We start from the raw sequence: 18,030 nt of genomic DNA, 5'->3' as shown, positions 1-18,030 counted from the left end.
AGGGATCTGGCTGTGAAGTTGCATTTTACGGGCAGTATCGAACATGTATTACCAGGAATTCTCGAATTGAAGTCATTATTGAAGGTGGAAGTGGGGACAGAAGGCACTACAGTTCGCGTAGAGCAGGGAGAGGGGCCGCTTCGTGCCGCATGGGATGGTGCAGAAGGCTTGATCCGCTATGAGTCGGATATTCATTTCTTCCGTGCACTGGGCTTGTTCGTTGAGCAGCTGCGCAAGGGGCAGCCATTCGATATTATAGAGCATCCACAATTCACGTATAACGGAACGATGATTGATGCATCTCGGAACGCAGTTCCGAATGTACATATGATGAAGCAGACGCTGCGCTCAATGGCGTTAATGGGCTTGAACGGCGCAATGATATATACCGAAGATACGTATGAGGTTCCAGGCCGTCCGTATTTCGGCTACATGCGCGGACGCTATACCGCGGAGGAACTCTATGAGATTGACCAGTATGCCGCGTTGTTCGGAATTGAGGTAGTGGCATGCATCCAGACACTTGGTCACTTGGCGCAGGCGCTGAAGTGGGACTATGCGAATGAGATGAAGGATACGGAAGACGTCCTTCTTGTAGGGGAAGAGGAGACCTATCGATTCATTGAGGATATGATTGTAGCGTCAACGAAGCCGCTGCGTTCCAAGCGTATTCACATCGGGATGGATGAAGCGTTCGGGCTTGGTCTAGGCAAATATATGCACAAGCATGGCTTCCGCGAACGATTCGATATTATGAACGAGCATTTGGCGCGCGTATTAGAGATTACGAGCAAACATGGCCTTACGCCGATGATGTGGAGTGATATGTACTTCCACCTGCTTATGAAAAACGGCGGCCACTACTATGATCTCGACATTAACTTCTCGAATGAAGTTGTTGATCAAATTCCGAAGGGTGTACAATTCGTCTACTGGGATTACTACCATGATGATCAAGGCTTCTACGAGGAATTTATCGAGAAGCATCGCCAACTGGGCTCTGATCCGGTATTCGCTGGCGGCGTCTGGGTATGGGGCGCGATGAGTCCGAACTACGGGAAGACGTGGCAGAATACGAATCCGGCGCTGCTTGCCTGCAAGTCGAAGGGCATTAAGGAAGTGTTCGCGACAGCATGGGGCGACAACGGGCAGGAGACGAATCATATGACAATTCTGCCAGGCTTGCAATTGTTCGCTGAGCACGGCTATACCGAAGGGGAAGTCGATGAAGCGAAGATGAAGGAACGCTTCCAGCTGTGCACCGGACAGAGCTTCGATGATTACTGGCAGCTCACTTACTTGGATGAGACACCGGGTGTAACGAAGAACAACATGCACGGTTCGAACGGTTCGAAGTTCCTGTTGTTCCAAGACACACTGATCGGGTTGTTTGATATCTATTTGACAGAAGAGCTGGAGTCGCAGCTGCCGAAGCATTACAGTGAGCTTGCTGAACGCCTCTTGGCTGCACGTGACAATACCGCAGGCGATCATGCGCTCGTGTTTGATATGTATGCGAAGTTGTCCAAGGCTGTTGGCGCAAAGTCGATGCTTGGCGTGCAGGTCACGCGCGCGTACCAGAATGGTGATAAGGATGAGCTTCGCCGCATTGCCGCTGATGTCATTCCGTCCGTTCGTCCGCTGGTCGATGAAGCGCGCAAGGCGCATCGTGCATTATGGATGGCGACAAGCAAGCCATTCGGCTGGGAAGTGCTCGACAGCCGCTATGGTACCGTGCTTGCACGGCTGCAGTCGGCGGAAGATCGGATTCTCGACTTCGTGGAAGGCCGCGTAGATCGCTTGGAGGAGCTTGATGCAGAACGTCTGCCATTCTACAGTGATGATCCAGTGGCAGGGGATCGCATCGCACATCAGCCGTTCTTCCATCGCATGGTGACGGGTACCGTGTTCTCGGCAATCTAATATCGTCAGGCAGCGAAGTCAATGGGATGTAAATACCTTATCGTGCTTGCAGGAGACATGTGCAAGGTTCGATGGCAAGCACGATGCTGCTACAGCGAACTATGGTAATAGGCTGCTGTATACAGCAGCGAGGGGGCCCGGTCGGTTACGACCCGGGTTTTCTTGTTGTTGTGGTGCTAGGCATGATGGAGCTTCACCTTTTATACGATGTGAAATCGGATGATGGAAGATATCTGCTGCAAAGGAGATGCTAGATTGGCTATATACGCCCTCCTGCTAGTTATTGCTTCAGCCTTCGCGCATGCAGCTTGGAATATGTTCGCGAAGCGGAGCATTCATAAGGAATCCTTTTTATTTTGCTTACATGGGTTGGCAACCGTCGTGTTCATGCCATTCTTCATCCATGATCTTGTGATCATGCACTGGACTTGGACGAATGGCTTGCTGCTTGTTGTGTCCTTACTGCTGCAAGGGATATACCTCTGGCTCGTTTCCAAGGCCTATCAGATTGGGGATCTGTCCAAGGTATACCCGATGATGCGTGGAACAGCCGCACTCATTGTGCCAATTGTTAGTGTGGTGCTGTACCAAGAGAGCCTGTCTCTTGTTGGCTGGCTCGGCTGGCTGCTCATTGTTGGAGGCTTGTTCGCGCTTAGCGGCATGTTCTCCTCGAAGGAACCGCGTGACAGGACATGGTGGCTTACCTTGGCAATTACGACGACGGTAGGATTGTGTACGGCCAGCTATACGCTGACGGATAAGATGGTGGTGCAGTTCTTCAGCCCCTTGGGTCTGATTCAAATTTCGAACTTAGGAGCGCTTCTATTCTTAGCGCCTTCTGTCCTGAGAACGAAGCGGCTGCGCGAGGAATGGCGCATCAATTGGCGCACGATTGTACTTGGCTCCGTCGTCTCGCCAGGCTCCTACTTGCTGTTCTTGTTCGCGATGACGCTTGGTCCGCTTGCACACTTGGCGCCCATTCGTGAATTCAGCATTGTGATCGGGACATTGCTAGGCATCGTTGTGTTGAAGGAACAGCAGGGCTGGACGAGAATTGCGACTTCGGGGGTCGTAGCAGCCGGTATGGCCTTGATCAGCATGTGGGGATAGCGGGGATAGCAGGAATCTTCCGGTTCGTTGTTCAGTGCGACTTGATTGCGACCCATTTGCATTTGAATGAGTGAATGTAATATATAAGCCCAAAAAAGCGCCCGCCCTCAATGATCGTCTGTATGCAGCAGGTCAGTTGAGACAGCGGGCGCTCTATGTTCACGAGGGACTCTCGTGTTAATTAACAATCTTATATTTATCGTTCGTCAGCTCGAAAATTTTCTTAATGCCTGATGTAACGTACACCTTATGATCCGTAGTAATGAAGATGGCTTCAATATTCGGATCTGCCTCGACGAACTTCAATCCCTTCTCTACACCGAGTGCGAATAAAGAGGTAGACAGCGCATCGGCATCCGTCGAGTTGTTCGTCACAATCGTTACACTGCTAAGACCATTGTCAACCGGATACCCATTAGCAGGGTCAAGAATGTGGTGGTAGTGTTTGCCGTTCTCCACAAAGTAACGCTCATAGACACCTGATGTAACAATCGTCTTATCAGTTACCCTCATCTTGCCGATTTGGTTGCCGCGAGATTCATCCGGGTCTTGGACGCCAATGGTCCAGTCGGAACCGCCAGGCTTCGGTCCAACGGCAAAAATATTGCCGCCAAGATCAATAATGGCGCTAGGGAAGCCGTTCGTGCGCAAGTAGTCAGCAATACGGTCTGCAGCGTAGCCTTTGCCGATGCTGCCCATATCCAGCTCCATGCCTTCACGGTTCAGCTTAATTTCATGCTTGTCCGGGTTGAGCGTAACATCCTTATAATCAACCAGCTTCAAGGTTTCTGCGAGTTTCTTCGCATCCGGCACTTTCGCATTCTCATGGCCAATATTCCATAAGTCCACGATCGGGCCGACGGTTGGATCGAATCGCCCTTCGGTACGCTTCGCGTAATCGAGCGACTTGGCAATCAGATCATAGGATTCCGGCGTGACCGCGACAGCTTGCTTGCCGGATGCAGCATGGATCTTCGCCAGTTCGCTCGTGTCCTTCGTACGGTTCAGACGGGAGTCGATTTCTTTTAACAGGTTCTCGATATCTTTGAATTGTTTTTGATCCGCTCGCTCATCATAAATCTTGACGGTAACGATCGTATCAAAAATAAAGTAGGATTGCTGCTTAATGGCGGATTTCTGGCTTGCAGTATCGCTCGTTCCAGATGCATCTTTACTGCTGCCGCAACCACTCAAAATAAGGGCGCAAGCAGAGAACAGAACGATGGCACTGCGAAGCAGGCTGCGTGAACGTATCATAAGGCGATTCCTCCATATATATGTGTAATGAAATAGACAGGATTTGAACATCCTTGTATTAAGGAAATAGGCTCGTAACCAAGCATTTTATTATAGCAGTTCCCCAAAAAGTTGCAAACCAAGCATATCACAGAAATGCAGACTATCACGTGCATATTCCGCTGAAGTTCACGGTTATGACATGGACGAACATTGAACCTTCTTTCACGAAGAGGTATAATAAAAATAGCTTCAAAATTAAAATGTAACCCGAGGAGTCAACAAGATGAAACGTGGAGATCTGATTCTCATCGGAGTCATTATTGTCGCGGCGCTCGCATTTCTTGTGCCGAAGTGGTTCTTTCAAAATGAAAGTGAAAATTTGCACAATTCCAAGGTGGTCGCTCATATTTCCGTAGATGGGAAACCTTATAAACAAGTGGAATTAACCGAGGAAGAACAAACTATTCGCGTCGAAACCGATCATGGCTTCAACCTATTGAAGGTGCATGATAAGGGGATCGAAATGATTGATGCCGATTGCTCCGACAAGGTGTGCCTGTCGTTCGGCTTCGTATCGAGACCGAATGATACAATCGTATGCTTGCCTCATCGCGTGCTTGTCGAGCTGTTCAGCGAGGGCGATGCTGGCCAGGAGAGTGACATCGATGCCGTCGTACAATAATACGAATCGTATTGCCGTGTCCAAACAGTCCGAAGCGTTGAAGAAGGCGGTCATTATCGCCATATTCAGCGCTGTTGCTGTTGTTCTCGGCTTCGTAGAGGCCATGCTCCCGGTGCAGACGATTCTGCCTATCCCGGGGGCGAAGCTCGGATTAGCCAATGTTATGATCTTGGCATGCTTATACTTCTTGAACGGAAGGGACGCATTGACGCTCGTCATCTTGAAGACGCTGCTCATGACGCTCATGCTGGGAACCTTCTCTGCCTTCCTATTTAGTTTCTTAGGATCTTTGTTCAGCTTCATGGTGATGTACGCCATCTTGAAAATTGGCCGCGATAGCGTCAGCCTGATAGGTATTAGCGTCGTAGGCGGCGCCGCGCACAACGCCGGTCAGCTGACTGCGGCGTATATTGTGTTTGGTACGGCAAATATTTTCTACTACTTGCCGGTCTTGCTTATTACGGGTGTTGTAACAGGCATCTTTATCGGCATCGCGGTGAAATATATTGTCGCAGCACTGGCGAAGCTGCCGCTGTTCGACTCGCTTGCTCCGCAAATTGGGGTGGCGCATGGCAAGGAGACAAGTGCAGATAGTGCCGCTAATGTTACTGCTGCTGGTGCGGGCACTGCCAATGATGTTGGTACTGCTCATGCCAGTTCTGCATATGAAAATGCAGTGTTTATGGAGAACATCCATTTCCAATATCCGCACCGCTCTCCGCTATTCCATGGGATATCGCTTCAAGTTCCTCAGGGGCAATGGGTCTCTGTAATTGGGCCTAACGGTTCGGGCAAGTCGACACTGTTGAAGCTTATCAATGGATTGTTCACTCCACATGCTGGGCATATTTATGTCAACGGGGAGCACCTCAATGAAGAGAGCGTTGCAGATATTCGCCGCCAAGTCGGCTTTCTGTTCCAGAACCCAGACAATCAGTTCTTCGCCACAACGGTGCGCGATGATATTGCGTTCGGCATGGAAAACCGCCAACTGCCGCTTGCTGACATGGAACGCCGACTTGAGCAGGTAGCAGATGAGTACCGTGTGCGGGAATGGCTCGATCGGCATCCCGCAGAACTGTCGGGGGGACAGAAGCAGCGCGTGGCGATCGCAGGTATGATGGTATTGAATCCGGACATTTTGATATTCGATGAAGCGACCTCGATGCTGGATGAGCGCTCGAAGCGGGAGCTGACCGCTCAGCTCCAGAGCTTGCATGCGTCTGGGCGCTACACGATTCTATCGGTTACGCATGATGCGGAGGAAATACTCGCTTCGGATCGGGTTATTGTGGTTAAGGACGGAACGATAGCGGCGGATCTAACGCCATCTAAGCTGTTCGCAGACGAAGCACTCATGAAGGAGTGCCGCTTGCAGGCGCCATTTACCCTCCAATTGGCGAAGGCGCTGCAAGCAAGAGGCATGGACGTGCCGGATACGAATGACGAGAGAGAGCTGGTGAATGCACTATGGCGATCATAACTGCGGAACGGGTCACGTATCGCTATCAAGGGCAAGGGGTGCATGTTGTCCCCGCACTAGATGAATTGAATGTCGCGTTTGAGCAAGGACAATTCATTGCGCTTCTCGGTTCAACCGGCTCGGGCAAGTCAACCTTGCTTCAGCATTTGAACGGGATCTTGCAGCCGACTTCCGGAAGCTTGAAGGTAATGGAGTTCACCTTCCAAGGAGGCATGCCAGAGCGCGGCTTGAAGGAGCTTAGGCGCCGTGTTGGGCTTGTCTTTCAATTTCCGGAGCAGCAGCTGTTCGAGGAAACGGTGGAGCGGGATGTATTGTTCGGCCCCTTGCAGTTTGGACAGAGCGAGGAGGAGGCGAAGGCATCCGCTCGCAAGGCAATGATGCAGGTAGGTCTGCCTGAATCGCTGCTGCAGGTCAGTCCATTTGAGCTGAGCGGCGGACAGATCCGCAAGGTAGCGATTGCGACCGTACTCGCCTCGAATCCTGAGATTGTCGTACTTGATGAGCCGACGGCTACCCTTGATCCGGTGAGCAGAGCAGAGCTCATTGCGCTGCTGCATAAGCTCTGTAAGGAAGAGGGCAAGACGATCATTATGGTAACGCATCGTCTGGATGAGCTGTTTGCCTATGCAGATTCGTTCGCCTTAATGAAGGATGGGCAAGTAACCTTTCAAGGCACGCGCTCGCAGCTCGTGGCGCAGCCGGAACGACTAGAGGAGGCAGGAATTCTTCTGCCTGCAACGATGCGTCTAGCAGCACTTGTTATGGAGCGATCAGGTGTGCCAATGGATCAGCTTCCTTGCTCGGTAGAGGGATGGACGGAATGGCTCGCTGCCACGATTGCAGGCGTAGGGCTCGAAGGAAGATCACATTTTGCAGGCAAGCAGTTGGAACAGCAGGCCGATTCATTGGAGGAGAAGGAGGAGTAGCCTTATGCAGGCGAAAATGATGCTCGGCCGCTACGTGGCAGCCGATTCATGGATTCATCGTCTTGATCCGCGCGCCAAGCTGACTGCGATGGTCATCTATCTAATCGCAGTCATTCTTGCAGAGCAGTTCGCTGAGCTTGCGGCGCTTACGGTGTTCGCGCTGCTCATGATGATAAGCTCGCGCATCTCGCTATACCGCTACTTCCGCGCCTCCCGGCCGCTGTGGCTCATTATGGCCTTCATGTTTATTTTCTATCTTCTATTTGATTCAAGCGGCAGTGCACTTGTCCAAGTAGGCGGCTTGAAGATTACGACAGGCGGCGTTACTTATGGGGCATATGCTGTATGGAGAATGGCGCTGCTCGTGACGCTGACTGCAATATTAACGTTCACGACAGCACCCGTTGAACTAAATCTGGGTCTTGAGCGCGTACTCAAGCCAATTCGATTCGTTGGAGGCTCTCCGCAGCGCTGGTCGATGATGATAGGGATATCGCTGCGCTTCATTCCAACCATATTCGAGGAAGCGGAGAAGGTAATGAAGGCGCAGGCTTCGCGTGGAGCGGATTACGCGGATTTGTCCTTCACGCAGAAGGGCAAGCTGGTTATGACACTAATGGTGCCAGTCATCGTGAGTGCCTTCCGCCGTGCGGAGGAACTGGTACAGGCGATGGAGGCACGTGGCTATGTACTGAATGCGCCACGAACGTCGCTGCGCCAACTGCAATGGAAGCAGGCTGATACCTGGTTCATGGCGTTATTTATTGGAATGTTAGTGCTTATTCTACTATGGTAGATCGGTGCGCAATCCGTTGCTTCCTTTAAGAAAGAGAGGAGCGGCAGCGGATTGCGCGTATTTATTGTATATATTGTGAAACTTGTCACAATAACAGTTTAAATATGTTATATTTAGAATATAAATATTTGGTTATTCGAAAGAACGCAAGGCGATACCTTAGAAGTGACTACTACTTGAAACGAATGGACTTGGGGGAGAGCGACTGTGGCTAGATATTTTAATGGGAAAGAAATTGAATTGTTGGCACCTGCCGGAACGTTTGACATCTTCAAAGCTGTTATTGATATGAACTGCGACGCTGTATACTTCGGGGGGCCGTCTCTGAACATGCGGATGATGCGCAAGGGCTACAATCTTAGCTATGAAGAAGTACGTGAAGCCGTGAACATGGCGCATGACCGCGGCAAGCGTGCCTATATTACTGTGAACAACTTGCTCAATGAAGGTGATCTGGACGAAGCGAAGCGTTACCTGTCGTTCTTGAACGAGGTAGGTCCAGACGCGATTATTGCGCAAGATTTGGCCGTATTCCCACTCATCCAAGACATGAATTTATCAAATGTACCGGTTCACTCTTCAGTTATGATGAACGTGCACAACTTAGAGATGATCGAGGCATTGAAGGAAATGGGCGTTACACGTGTTGTGGCATCCCGCGAGATGGATCTGCATACCGCAGAGCTGCTGCAAGCGAAGACAGGCATGGAGTTTGAATATTTTGTCCATGGGGATATGTGTACGGTGCATGGTGCAAACTGCTTCTACAGCTCGATGTTGTATGGCAATAGTGCGAATCGTGGACGCTGTATGAAGCCATGCCGCTGGGATTACCGGGTGAAGAAGGACGGCAATGTATATCCAACCGAATATCCGCTTGCGGCGAAGGATATGTACATGTATGAGCATATTCCAGAGCTGATCAAGTCGGGCATTACTTCATTCAAGCTAGAGGGACGGATGCGGGATTTGGAGTTCCTGAAGATGATTGTGAACAGCTACGGCGATGCAATTGATCGCTACATTGCGGATCCGCTCGGCTATGATCGGAAGGAGAACAGCGACACGCTGTATGAGAACCGCAAGCGGGACTTCTCGACGGCCTATGCGTTCGGCAAGCCAGGGCTTGATTATATCAACACGCGTTATGAGGGAACGGGGAAATTCTATAGCACAGGTAAAGTATTCAGTACACCAACAGCTGAGCGTGAAGTGAAGCCAGAGCGACTGGAACAGGTTCGTGATGCCTTGGCGGGAGTTCGTCAGCCGGAGAAGATGAAGCAGCCGCAATTGTCTGTACATGTCAACAATGTGGAGCAGGCGAAGACGGTACTCGAAGCGGGTGCAGACATTGTCTATTTGACAGGAGACGTATTCCAGCCAGATATGCCATTCACACGCCATGATATTGAGATGCTGGTTGAGATGAAGGGCTCTTCGCAAATCATTCTTGGTATGCCGCGCATGATGAATGAACTGCACATTGAGCAATACAATCACTTCCTGCGGGGCGGGCAATATGGGCTTGATGGTTTGCTCGTCAGCAATATTGGGGCTATGCATAAGTTCCGTGATATGGGTCTGCCGATGATTGGCGAATTCAATCTAAACGTATATAATCATATGTCGGCGAAGCTGTACCATGAACACTTCGGTTTGGAGCGCGTACATGCGTCTCTAGAGCTTCCGCTGAACGACCTAGCGAATCTGCTGCAAGAGACAGAGCAGGTGCCGGTCGAGATGATCGTTCACGGCTCGCCAATCGCCATGTATCTGGAATTGGATCTGTATGAAAATACAGTCGCGATAGAGCCGGTCATGCAGGAGGACAACAAGTACGTCGACAATCAGCACCTAGTGCTGATGACAGACAAGGGCGAGAATCCGGTGTACCGCGATTGGAGCGGACGCAACCACTTGGCATTGGCCAAGGAACTGTGTTACTTGCCGTTCTTGAAGGAGCTGCATGAAGCGGGCGTGAACCACTTCCGTATCGAGGGTAAGTCGTACACAACTGAGCAGCTGCGCAGCATCGTAGGCACATACCGTACAGCGCTGCAGGACTTGTCGCTCTGTGGTGAATTGTATGCCGGCATGAAGCCGGAATATGCAGGCTACACACTAGGGTCGCTGCAATTCGGCGAAGCGCTGTCGATTGATTTGCAGCCAGTTCATGCTTAGTTTGCATTCTTAATAGATCTATAGCGGTGGGCTTAGGTTTCTTATTTTGCTATTTCGGTGTCCTAAATAGTTTTTCTATATCGGTTCTGTACCTGTGGTAGAAAATGCGCTTCTTCTCTTTCCTAATCTCGGATGAACGAATGAGTTGGAAGTACGCATGACATCATGAATAGAGATAAAGTAATGATGGATAAATAAGAGAATAAAGTCAGTAATGGAGTAGAGAGAACAAGAAGCGGCAGGGCTTGACTTGAATGGCCAAGTTACAGCCTGTCGTTTCTTCAGTTCAAGATGAGAAAGGGTGACTACGACGTGAGCAAGGAGCAAACAACGTATATCGGACCTGAGGGTGTTATAGAGAAGCGGAAGCAATATTTCTTCCCGTGCACGCATCACTTCTATCGCAATCCACCGCAAATTGTACGCGGCTCGATGCAGTATTTGTACGACGAGAAGGGAACACAATATACTGATTTCTTCGCAGGGGTATCAGTCGTGGCGAGCGGCCACTGCAATCCGGCGATTACTGGAGCGACGATCAAGCAGCTGGAGACGCTGCAGCATACGACGACGATTTATTTGACGCAGCCGATGGTTGATTTGGCGGAGCGGCTCGCAAACGGCGTCCTGCCGGGTGATCTGAAGCGTACTTTCTTCTGCAACAGCGGCTCGGAAGCGAATGAAGGTGCGATGCTGCTTGCTAGACTGCATACGAAGCGCCGCAATTTCATTGCGCTGGAGTATGGCCTGCACGGGCGCACATTCCTGACGATGGGCGTAACGGGCATACCGATGTGGCGCGCTGATGATTATTTGGACAGCGGAGTAACCTTCATCCCTCGTCCATACAATCCGGAGACAGACGATGAGACGGCGGCACGCCGCTCGATTGAGGCGCTGAAGCAGGTGCTGGAGGAGAAGGGAGATACATTTGCAGCGATGCTCGTGGAACCGATTCAAGGCAATGGAGGCATGATTGCACCGCCAGATTGGTATTTCCGCGAGGTGAAGGCGCTTCTTGAGGAGCATGGCGTATTGATGATAGCCGACGAGATCCAAACCGGCTTCGGTCGTACAGGCCGTATATTTGCCATGGAGCATTACGGCGTTGTGCCAGATATTATTTCGATGGCAAAAGCACTAGGCAACGGTGTGCCAATCGGTGCATTTGCGACAACAGATGAGATCGCGGCAAGCTTCAACCGTGCGTCGGCATCGACATTTGGCGGAAATCCGGTATCTTCTGTTACTGCGCTGGCTGTACTCGATTATATTGAGCAGGAAGACTTGGTAGGCCGTGCAGAACGGCTCGGAAATCAGTTGAAGTCAGGCTTGCAGGCACTGCAGGCGAAGCATGCGGTACTCGTTGATGTACGCGGCAAGGGCATGATGCTTGGTGCGGAGCTGCACGGTACAGACGAACAAGATAGCGCAGCACTGACGGATCGTGTATTGGAAGCGATGAAGGATCGCGGCTATATTATTGGGAAAAACGGCATTGGCCGCAACGTGCTAGCCTTCCAGCCGCCGCTCGTGATGACCGAGCAAGATATTGAGGGGATGCTGAAGGAACTGGACGCAGTATTGGCGGAAGCGGTTCAATAGGCTGCTTTGCTTCGATTCGGAAACGTCCATTTGACTCGGATGAATAGTGAGCCCCTAGCAGGACATCATGATCGTATCTCCTAGGTTGGATTTGTGCCTGTTAAGGACAATAGAAATAGATATTTGAACACTCATGGGGTGTATGTAAGCTATGGTTATTATTCAAAAGGTTATTCGCAAAACGCGCATGTTCGGAGAACTGGTCATGTTCTCCCATACGCTGTTTTCACTGCCGTTCGCCATCATCTCGATGGTATGGGCAGCAGGAGGGATTCCCTCCTTCCATGTCATGCTCTGGTCGCTCATCGCGCTCGTAGCAGCCCGTAACGGAGCGAATGCGTTCAATCGCTTGGCAGATTTGCCATTCGATGCAGCGAATCCGCGCACGGCGCATAGGCATATGCCGCAGAAGCTGCTGCATGGGCGTGAAGTAACGCTGTTCGTCATCATCAACTTTGCGATCTTTATCGCAGCGGCAGGGATGCTGAACTCACTCTGCCTATGGCTGTCGCCTGTGGCGATTGTACTTATCTGCTCGTACTCGTTTACGAAGCGGTTCACCTGGCTGTGCCACCTGTACTTGGGCTTTACGATTGCATCAGCTCCTATTGGTGCTTGGTTCGCCGTGACTGGGAAGTTCGCCGTGACACCGTTTATTTTAGGCACAATCGTCATGCTGTGGATTGCGGGATTCGATATCATTTATGCGACGCAGGATATTGAGTTCGACCGCAAGACCGGATTATGGTCGGTGCCGAGCATCTTTGGCTATGAAGATTCGCTCTTTATCGCGCGCTCATTGCATACGATCATGGTTGTGCTGCTGCTCGTACTGTTCGTCATTCGGGGTCTAGGCACCGTTTACTTAATCGGCATCGGTATCGCAGTCATATTGCTGATGCTGGAACACAATATCATCAAGCCATCCAGCCGCAAACGGATGAATGTCGCGTCGTACAACCTGAATCAAGTTATCAGCATGACCATTCTGTTTTGTACGATGGCTGACTTTTTCCTGAAATAAGAATTAGGATAAATAAAAACAGGAGTTTTGTCTCAATGACACCGCTCCTGTTTTTTATATTTTGTTCAGTATCCATTAAGTAGAAACTATTTAACATCAGAAACTTGATCGTATCTATATTTTACTTGACAGTCTTAGTAATTAGGATATCTGGGAACTAAAATATGTTGATCTTCACAGGAGATGATTAGAATTAGTTGTTGAATGATTTTGGAGGCCGTCAGGCTTGGATTAAAACGAGTGTTTGTTTGATTTGGAGTGCGATTCTATCCTATATGGACAAATCTTATGTCGTTCACTAGTATATATGGATTAAGTCCGATGTCCCGACAGTCCTTGATATTATCAATATTTACACTTAGGTAAAAATATGGTATGTTTCTAATTAACACAATATATCTACATATTTCATTTATTACCATCATCTTGAAGATGGAGGGGCTGATTATTGGATGTAATTTATAACTAAAATTTAAGTCGGAATATCATAAAAATCCTTCAGAAGCAATTCACAATATGTTTGTCCCCATGAATCTTTCCATGAAAACGATTACCTACCAAACTATCATTGCCACAATTACCTGGACTCATCAAAACCAACGCACAGCAAACAACTGGGTTCATGTTACCTTCTAGTTTTTTTAACGTTTCGAAAAGATAATAAGGGAACTTTTTAGTTTCTAATACCTTAATTATTATCACAACAGGGTCATACATAAATTGAATGATCATAGAATAAGGAGGAGACTCTATTTGAAAAGCATTACTAAAACAACGCTTGTTATGTTACTAACTGTGTTTGTGGTGAGTAGTATTTTTTTCAGTACAGATTCATTTGCAACTGCGGGTAATGAATTGCCAAGTAAAGAAGAGTTTTTGCAAATGGTGATTAACAATGGGAACTACGTAAAATACCAACAAGATTTTATCAAAAGCGAACCAAAATTAGTTAATTATTTGAGAGATGAGAATAATAATCCGTATGGTTATATTGCTCAGTTCGAATTTGAGTACGGTTATAAAGAGAAAGAAATAATTCAATTAGCTTCTCTTTTGACTTTCACTTATGACATAAAGAAAAAACAAGTTGAGACTCTTATCATCGATTATAGTAAATCGTACTCTGATGGAGAAATATATGTAAGGGACTATGCAGGTAATGTCCAAACTTCTTACCAAGTTGATGCAAATAAGAATTTGAAAAATTACCTTGCATCATTGACGGAAAAAACTGAAGCACTTAAAAAATCAAATGATAATAACGCGACTTTAGTAGATAACTATTGTTGGACTTGTACAAAGTATGAGGAATATGGTGGTACATATGAAGGTATGTGTCAGACTGTAGTTGGCACAGCCTGTCTATGGGGTGATAAAGTTCCTTATGGCAGACTCATTTGTGCGGGAGCCTACATAATAGGTTGTTACGTTCCACCCTACAAAATTTGTGCAGAGGGACGATGGAATACTAGATGTCCTGTTGAGGGATTTAAGGGGTAATTTTTATTAAGCAAGTCAAAGCAAATGTAAATCATCTGCTTTGACTTGCTTTCAATAATGCATAGATATCAGAAAAAAAGGAGAGGGTTGTATGAATATTAAAGAGGCAGTACTATCAATTGTTATCTATGCTTTTCTTGGTTATTTATGGGTCATATTTGTTAAACATATTAATAGTATTGCAAATTCAATGAACCACATCTCGGGCGGATTGATCCTGTTCGTTGGTGCTTTATTGTTTTGGATGACTGTTAATCGGATCTCGCCTTTCAATACTTACAAGCAGACTCATCCTGCCAAGGTGATCGGAGCTATAACTTTTATTGCAATTGTTTTGATACAAGTTTATGTTTATAACTTAGTATAGAAATGAATGATTGTTTAGAAAGAAACATTCAACAACAAATAAGTGTTAATGTGCCATTGCCACAATAAAATATATGTTTCGCAAGATCGTTCCACTAATTTATACATTTTTTACTTCTACATAACTACATTTCTTTTATCTACATTTGTTCGCATAGAGATTAAAAGAAATAATTCATGACGTACCCTAGTTGCTAAGTACCTCTTCATGTCCAATACGAATTCAATTCTTATATTGGAAGTGCTACGAACAGTATCGATACCCCGCTAACTGCCGCTGAATTATGGGTTTCGGGCAAATTGATAATATTAATAAGGGATAGGCGTTACCATTTAATTTAAATCAGTATATACATGCTTCATATTGTCCAAAGATACGTTAACTTTGACGCCGCCTTCTTTGAGGAGTTGATTTTTTAATGAATCAGGAATATCAATAATATCTTCATCAGTGAAAATTAAAAGTTTGAGAATTGCGTCTTTTTGATCTACAGATAGCTCTTGAGGCGCAGTAATGCCTTTGATATACCCTTCCTCAAATTGTTGAACACTAACATTGTTGAGTGTAAGTGTTTTAAGTGCTTCTACTTGTGATTGTGCTTTTACATTCGACGGAAAAAATGAACTGAACAAAAGGACAACAACTGATAAAACATATTGACGCGATAAGAGCTTCAATAAAACCCTCCTAATTTGTAAAATTGTGTATGCTGTTCTTTTTTAGTAGAATGTATATATAATAAATCGTAAATATTTAGGGGGTTGTATTGTCAAAAGGAATTTTTTTGTATTATTTGTTTTGTGCTTTTTCCTTTTTGTTATAATGCCTTTTTTACTGAGCACAGACAAAACAGGCGCTGTTGCAACTCTTATCGAAATAGATCAAAATAAGAAATCACTTGTATTTTTAAATAGGGAAGAAGAGCGAATTGTAATAGACAGTACTGATGAAATTGTTCAAACGTTGAAGGTGAATAAAAACTATTTTATTATTATTGAAAGTCGACGGTTTACAAAACCAAAACTCATCTCGGCCAAATTAATGCCTGATGATGTATGAACTGCTCAGCGAAAACCCACAATTACACCAATATACAGTGTCAATGTCAGATGAGCCTGTAATGTGTTACGTAAATTGATGAAAAGGAGCCGTTGTGCATCTTTTCTAATCGTCGTGTTAAGTATTGTATAGATATTCTGCCCCCCACCAGATCTAATTCAAATCTTATACAAGCAATAAGAACCCGCCCCTTTATCTTAAGAGGCGGGTTTGTTGATTTTTTGATGTTGAAAACAACGGATCACACTATTTGGAGAATTATGCTGGTTACTTTACACCTTTCATGTAGCCCTGAATCTTAGGAGACAGCAAATAAAGCACCAGACTCAGAACGAGGGCCACCCCACCAATAACTCCGAAGTATAGCATCTCAGTTTCGGGCGTATAGAACTTCACAATCTGTGCGTTAATGGCTTGAGCAGCAGCGTTGGACAGGAACCATAAGCTCATGGTCTGAGCCGAGAAGGCCGCAGGTGCAAGCTTCGTGGTAGCCGAGAGGCCAACTGGCGACAAGCACAACTCTCCGAGTACAACGACGAAGTAGCTGAGGACGAGCCACAATGGGTTAACGAGCGAACCAGCACCGCCAAAGTAAGCCGGCAGCAAAATGATCAAGAAGGACAGACCAGCAAACAGCAAGCCCAGAGAGAACTTCTGCGGTACAGTCGGTTGGCGATTGCCGAGCTTAACCCACAGCCACGCAAATACAGGTGCGAATAGGATGATGAATAGTGGATTCAACGATTGAAACCAAGCCGGTGAAAGATGAATACCCGCGAAGTCCAATTGGGTACGCTTGTCCGCATAGTTAGCCAGAATCGTAGAACCTTGCTCCTGAATGGCCCAGAACATAATCGCAGCAATAAACAAAGGAATGTACGCAATGATTCGGGAACGCTCAACGGGCGTTGTTTTCGGACTGCGGTACATCACGACAAAATACAAGGTTGGAATCAGTATTCCCAACACGCCAACAAGCTTGATAAAGGTGTCAAACGTAAGTGCGCCTAATAGTATCGCAATCGTAATTAAAGCAGCGAGAACAACAATGCTTACACCAAGAATGGTAAATACCTTTTTCTTCTCGGCAGGTGACAGCGGGTTAACGACGACTGTACCGGCAATACCCAAATTTTTAGGACGAGTTACTACGAAAACAATTAGACCTAGCAACATCCCGACAGCGGCAAGACCGAAGCCAAGGTGGAAATTATTCATCCCAACTGTTCCTACAACCAGAGGAGCGAGGAAGCTTCCTAGGTTAATCCCCATATAAAAAATACTGAAGCCCGCATCTCGGCGATTATCCTCTTCCTTATAAATATCCCCCACTAAACTGGATACATTGGGTTTCAACAGTCCTGTACCTAATACAATCAAGATCATTGATACAAAGAAAAGCGCGGTATTTCCCGGTATGGCCAGCACGATATGCCCGCACATAATCAAGACTCCGCCATAAAAAACCGCTTTCGACGTACCGAATATTCGGTCAGCCAACCAACCTCCAATGATTCCTGACATATATACGAGTGATCCATAAATGGACATGATGGCAAGCGCGATGTCTTCCGGTAACCCAAGTCCGCCCTGCGTCACCTCATAATACATAAAGAATACAAGGATAGCCCTCATCCCATAGTAGGAAAATCGCTCCCAGAACTCAGTGAAAAAGAGGGTGAAAAGGCCCTTAGGATGTCCAAAAAACCCTTGTTGTGGGACACTTTCTATTATCTTCTTCTTATCATAATTGGGCATAACAACTCTCCTTTGATGTCGATATCCTGCTGCAGCGAATTGTATAATAATGAGTGTAAATTAATTATAATACTTGTTGTGGTTTTACAGCAACCATCCACAGATAGCAATATAAGTAAAAATAAATATGCTTCTTCCAATATTACTATTCCACATGACTGAGGTATTCATCACTCTTTTTTCGATGCTGCTAATTGGGTTTTTTTGGAGGGTAACTGGGATGCGCTTCAGAGCAGAGAGAAGCAAGTGAATGTAAGTGGGGGTGGGATGAAGATCCTGTAGTATGGGGGAAACGGATACTCAGAGAAATCGTGGAACAGGTGAGCAGGACGGTTAAGCACTTCATATTCTCAAATGATGTGACCATTTGCTCCGAA

14 protein-coding genes are annotated in these 18,030 nt (G+C 47.1%); 11 read left to right on the top strand and 3 right to left on the bottom strand.

All coding sequences use genetic code 11. The features are described 5' to 3' along the window. Positions 1-12 precede the first annotated feature (12 nt). Complete coding sequence (locus RQP50_RS19775; protein ID WP_315746470.1) at positions 13-1,923, top strand: beta-N-acetylhexosaminidase; 1,911 nt, start codon at positions 13-15, stop codon at positions 1,921-1,923. Positions 1,924-2,178: 255 nt separating this feature from the next. Further along, on the top strand, positions 2,179-3,033 hold the full coding sequence (locus tag RQP50_RS19770) for a DMT family transporter (protein ID WP_021257265.1): 855 nt from the start codon (positions 2,179-2,181) through the stop codon (positions 3,031-3,033). A 177-nt stretch (positions 3,034-3,210) separates the two neighbouring features. On the opposite strand, the gene RQP50_RS19765 is transcribed toward RQP50_RS19770, so the two are convergent. After that, the gene (locus tag RQP50_RS19765; RefSeq protein ID WP_072729123.1) at positions 3,211-4,290 is read right to left on the bottom strand and encodes an FAD:protein FMN transferase; all 1,080 of its coding nucleotides are present in this window, start codon (positions 4,288-4,290) and stop codon (positions 3,211-3,213) included. Between the two features lie 265 nt (positions 4,291-4,555). On the opposite strand from RQP50_RS19765, the gene RQP50_RS19760 reads away from it, so the two are divergent. The 9 genes from RQP50_RS19760 (at position 4,556) to RQP50_RS19720 (ending at position 14,836) form a co-directional block, all read left to right on the top strand. Further along, entirely contained in the window at positions 4,556-4,954 is a 399-nt protein-coding gene (locus RQP50_RS19760) for a NusG domain II-containing protein (protein ID WP_021257263.1), read from the top strand. After that, positions 4,938-6,437 (top strand): energy-coupling factor transporter ATPase, encoded by a 1,500-nt coding sequence (locus tag RQP50_RS19755; protein ID WP_315746469.1) that lies wholly within the window; start codon positions 4,938-4,940, stop codon positions 6,435-6,437. The genes RQP50_RS19760 and RQP50_RS19755 overlap by 17 nt, the downstream gene beginning before the upstream one ends. Then, positions 6,425-7,363 carry an ATP-binding cassette domain-containing protein gene (locus tag RQP50_RS19750; protein WP_072729121.1) on the top strand — a complete coding sequence of 313 codons (939 nt, stop codon included), beginning with the start codon at positions 6,425-6,427 and terminating at the stop codon, positions 7,361-7,363. Before RQP50_RS19755 ends, RQP50_RS19750 begins: the two co-directional genes overlap by 13 nt. Before the next feature lie 4 nt (positions 7,364-7,367). Then, complete coding sequence (locus RQP50_RS19745; RefSeq protein WP_021257260.1) at positions 7,368-8,159, top strand: energy-coupling factor transporter transmembrane component T family protein; 792 nt, start codon at positions 7,368-7,370, stop codon at positions 8,157-8,159. Between the two features lie 207 nt (positions 8,160-8,366). After that, the gene (locus RQP50_RS19740; RefSeq protein WP_315746468.1) at positions 8,367-10,340 is read left to right on the top strand and encodes a peptidase U32 family protein; all 1,974 of its coding nucleotides are present in this window, start codon (positions 8,367-8,369) and stop codon (positions 10,338-10,340) included. A 312-nt stretch (positions 10,341-10,652) separates the two neighbouring features. Further along, the gene (locus RQP50_RS19735; RefSeq protein WP_315746467.1) at positions 10,653-11,945 is read left to right on the top strand and encodes an aspartate aminotransferase family protein; all 1,293 of its coding nucleotides are present in this window, start codon (positions 10,653-10,655) and stop codon (positions 11,943-11,945) included. A gap of 151 nt (positions 11,946-12,096) precedes the next feature. Continuing rightward, positions 12,097-12,969 (top strand): UbiA-like polyprenyltransferase, encoded by an 873-nt coding sequence (locus tag RQP50_RS19730; RefSeq protein WP_142544879.1) that lies wholly within the window; start codon positions 12,097-12,099, stop codon positions 12,967-12,969. Positions 12,970-13,722: 753 nt separating this feature from the next. Continuing rightward, positions 13,723-14,469: a hypothetical protein gene (locus tag RQP50_RS19725; RefSeq protein ID WP_315746466.1), complete on the top strand. Its 747-nt coding sequence runs from the start codon at positions 13,723-13,725 to the stop codon at positions 14,467-14,469. A 91-nt stretch (positions 14,470-14,560) separates the two neighbouring features. After that, complete coding sequence (locus RQP50_RS19720; RefSeq protein ID WP_315746465.1) at positions 14,561-14,836, top strand: hypothetical protein; 276 nt, start codon at positions 14,561-14,563, stop codon at positions 14,834-14,836. A 332-nt stretch (positions 14,837-15,168) separates the two neighbouring features. On the opposite strand, the gene RQP50_RS19715 is transcribed toward RQP50_RS19720, so the two are convergent. Both RQP50_RS19715 and RQP50_RS19710 read right to left on the bottom strand, forming a co-directional pair. Further along, positions 15,169-15,513: a hypothetical protein gene (locus RQP50_RS19715; protein ID WP_315746464.1), complete on the bottom strand. Its 345-nt coding sequence runs from the start codon at positions 15,511-15,513 to the stop codon at positions 15,169-15,171. 649 nt (positions 15,514-16,162) lie between these two features. Continuing rightward, the gene (locus RQP50_RS19710; protein ID WP_065291503.1) at positions 16,163-17,653 is read right to left on the bottom strand and encodes a peptide MFS transporter; all 1,491 of its coding nucleotides are present in this window, start codon (positions 17,651-17,653) and stop codon (positions 16,163-16,165) included. Positions 17,654-18,030 lie beyond the last annotated feature (377 nt).

Source organism: Paenibacillus suaedae (assembly GCF_032337355.1).
GTDB lineage: Bacteria > Bacillota > Bacilli > Paenibacillales > Paenibacillaceae > Paenibacillus_B > Paenibacillus_B suaedae.
This window is presented reverse-complemented; position numbering and strand designations above follow the sequence as displayed.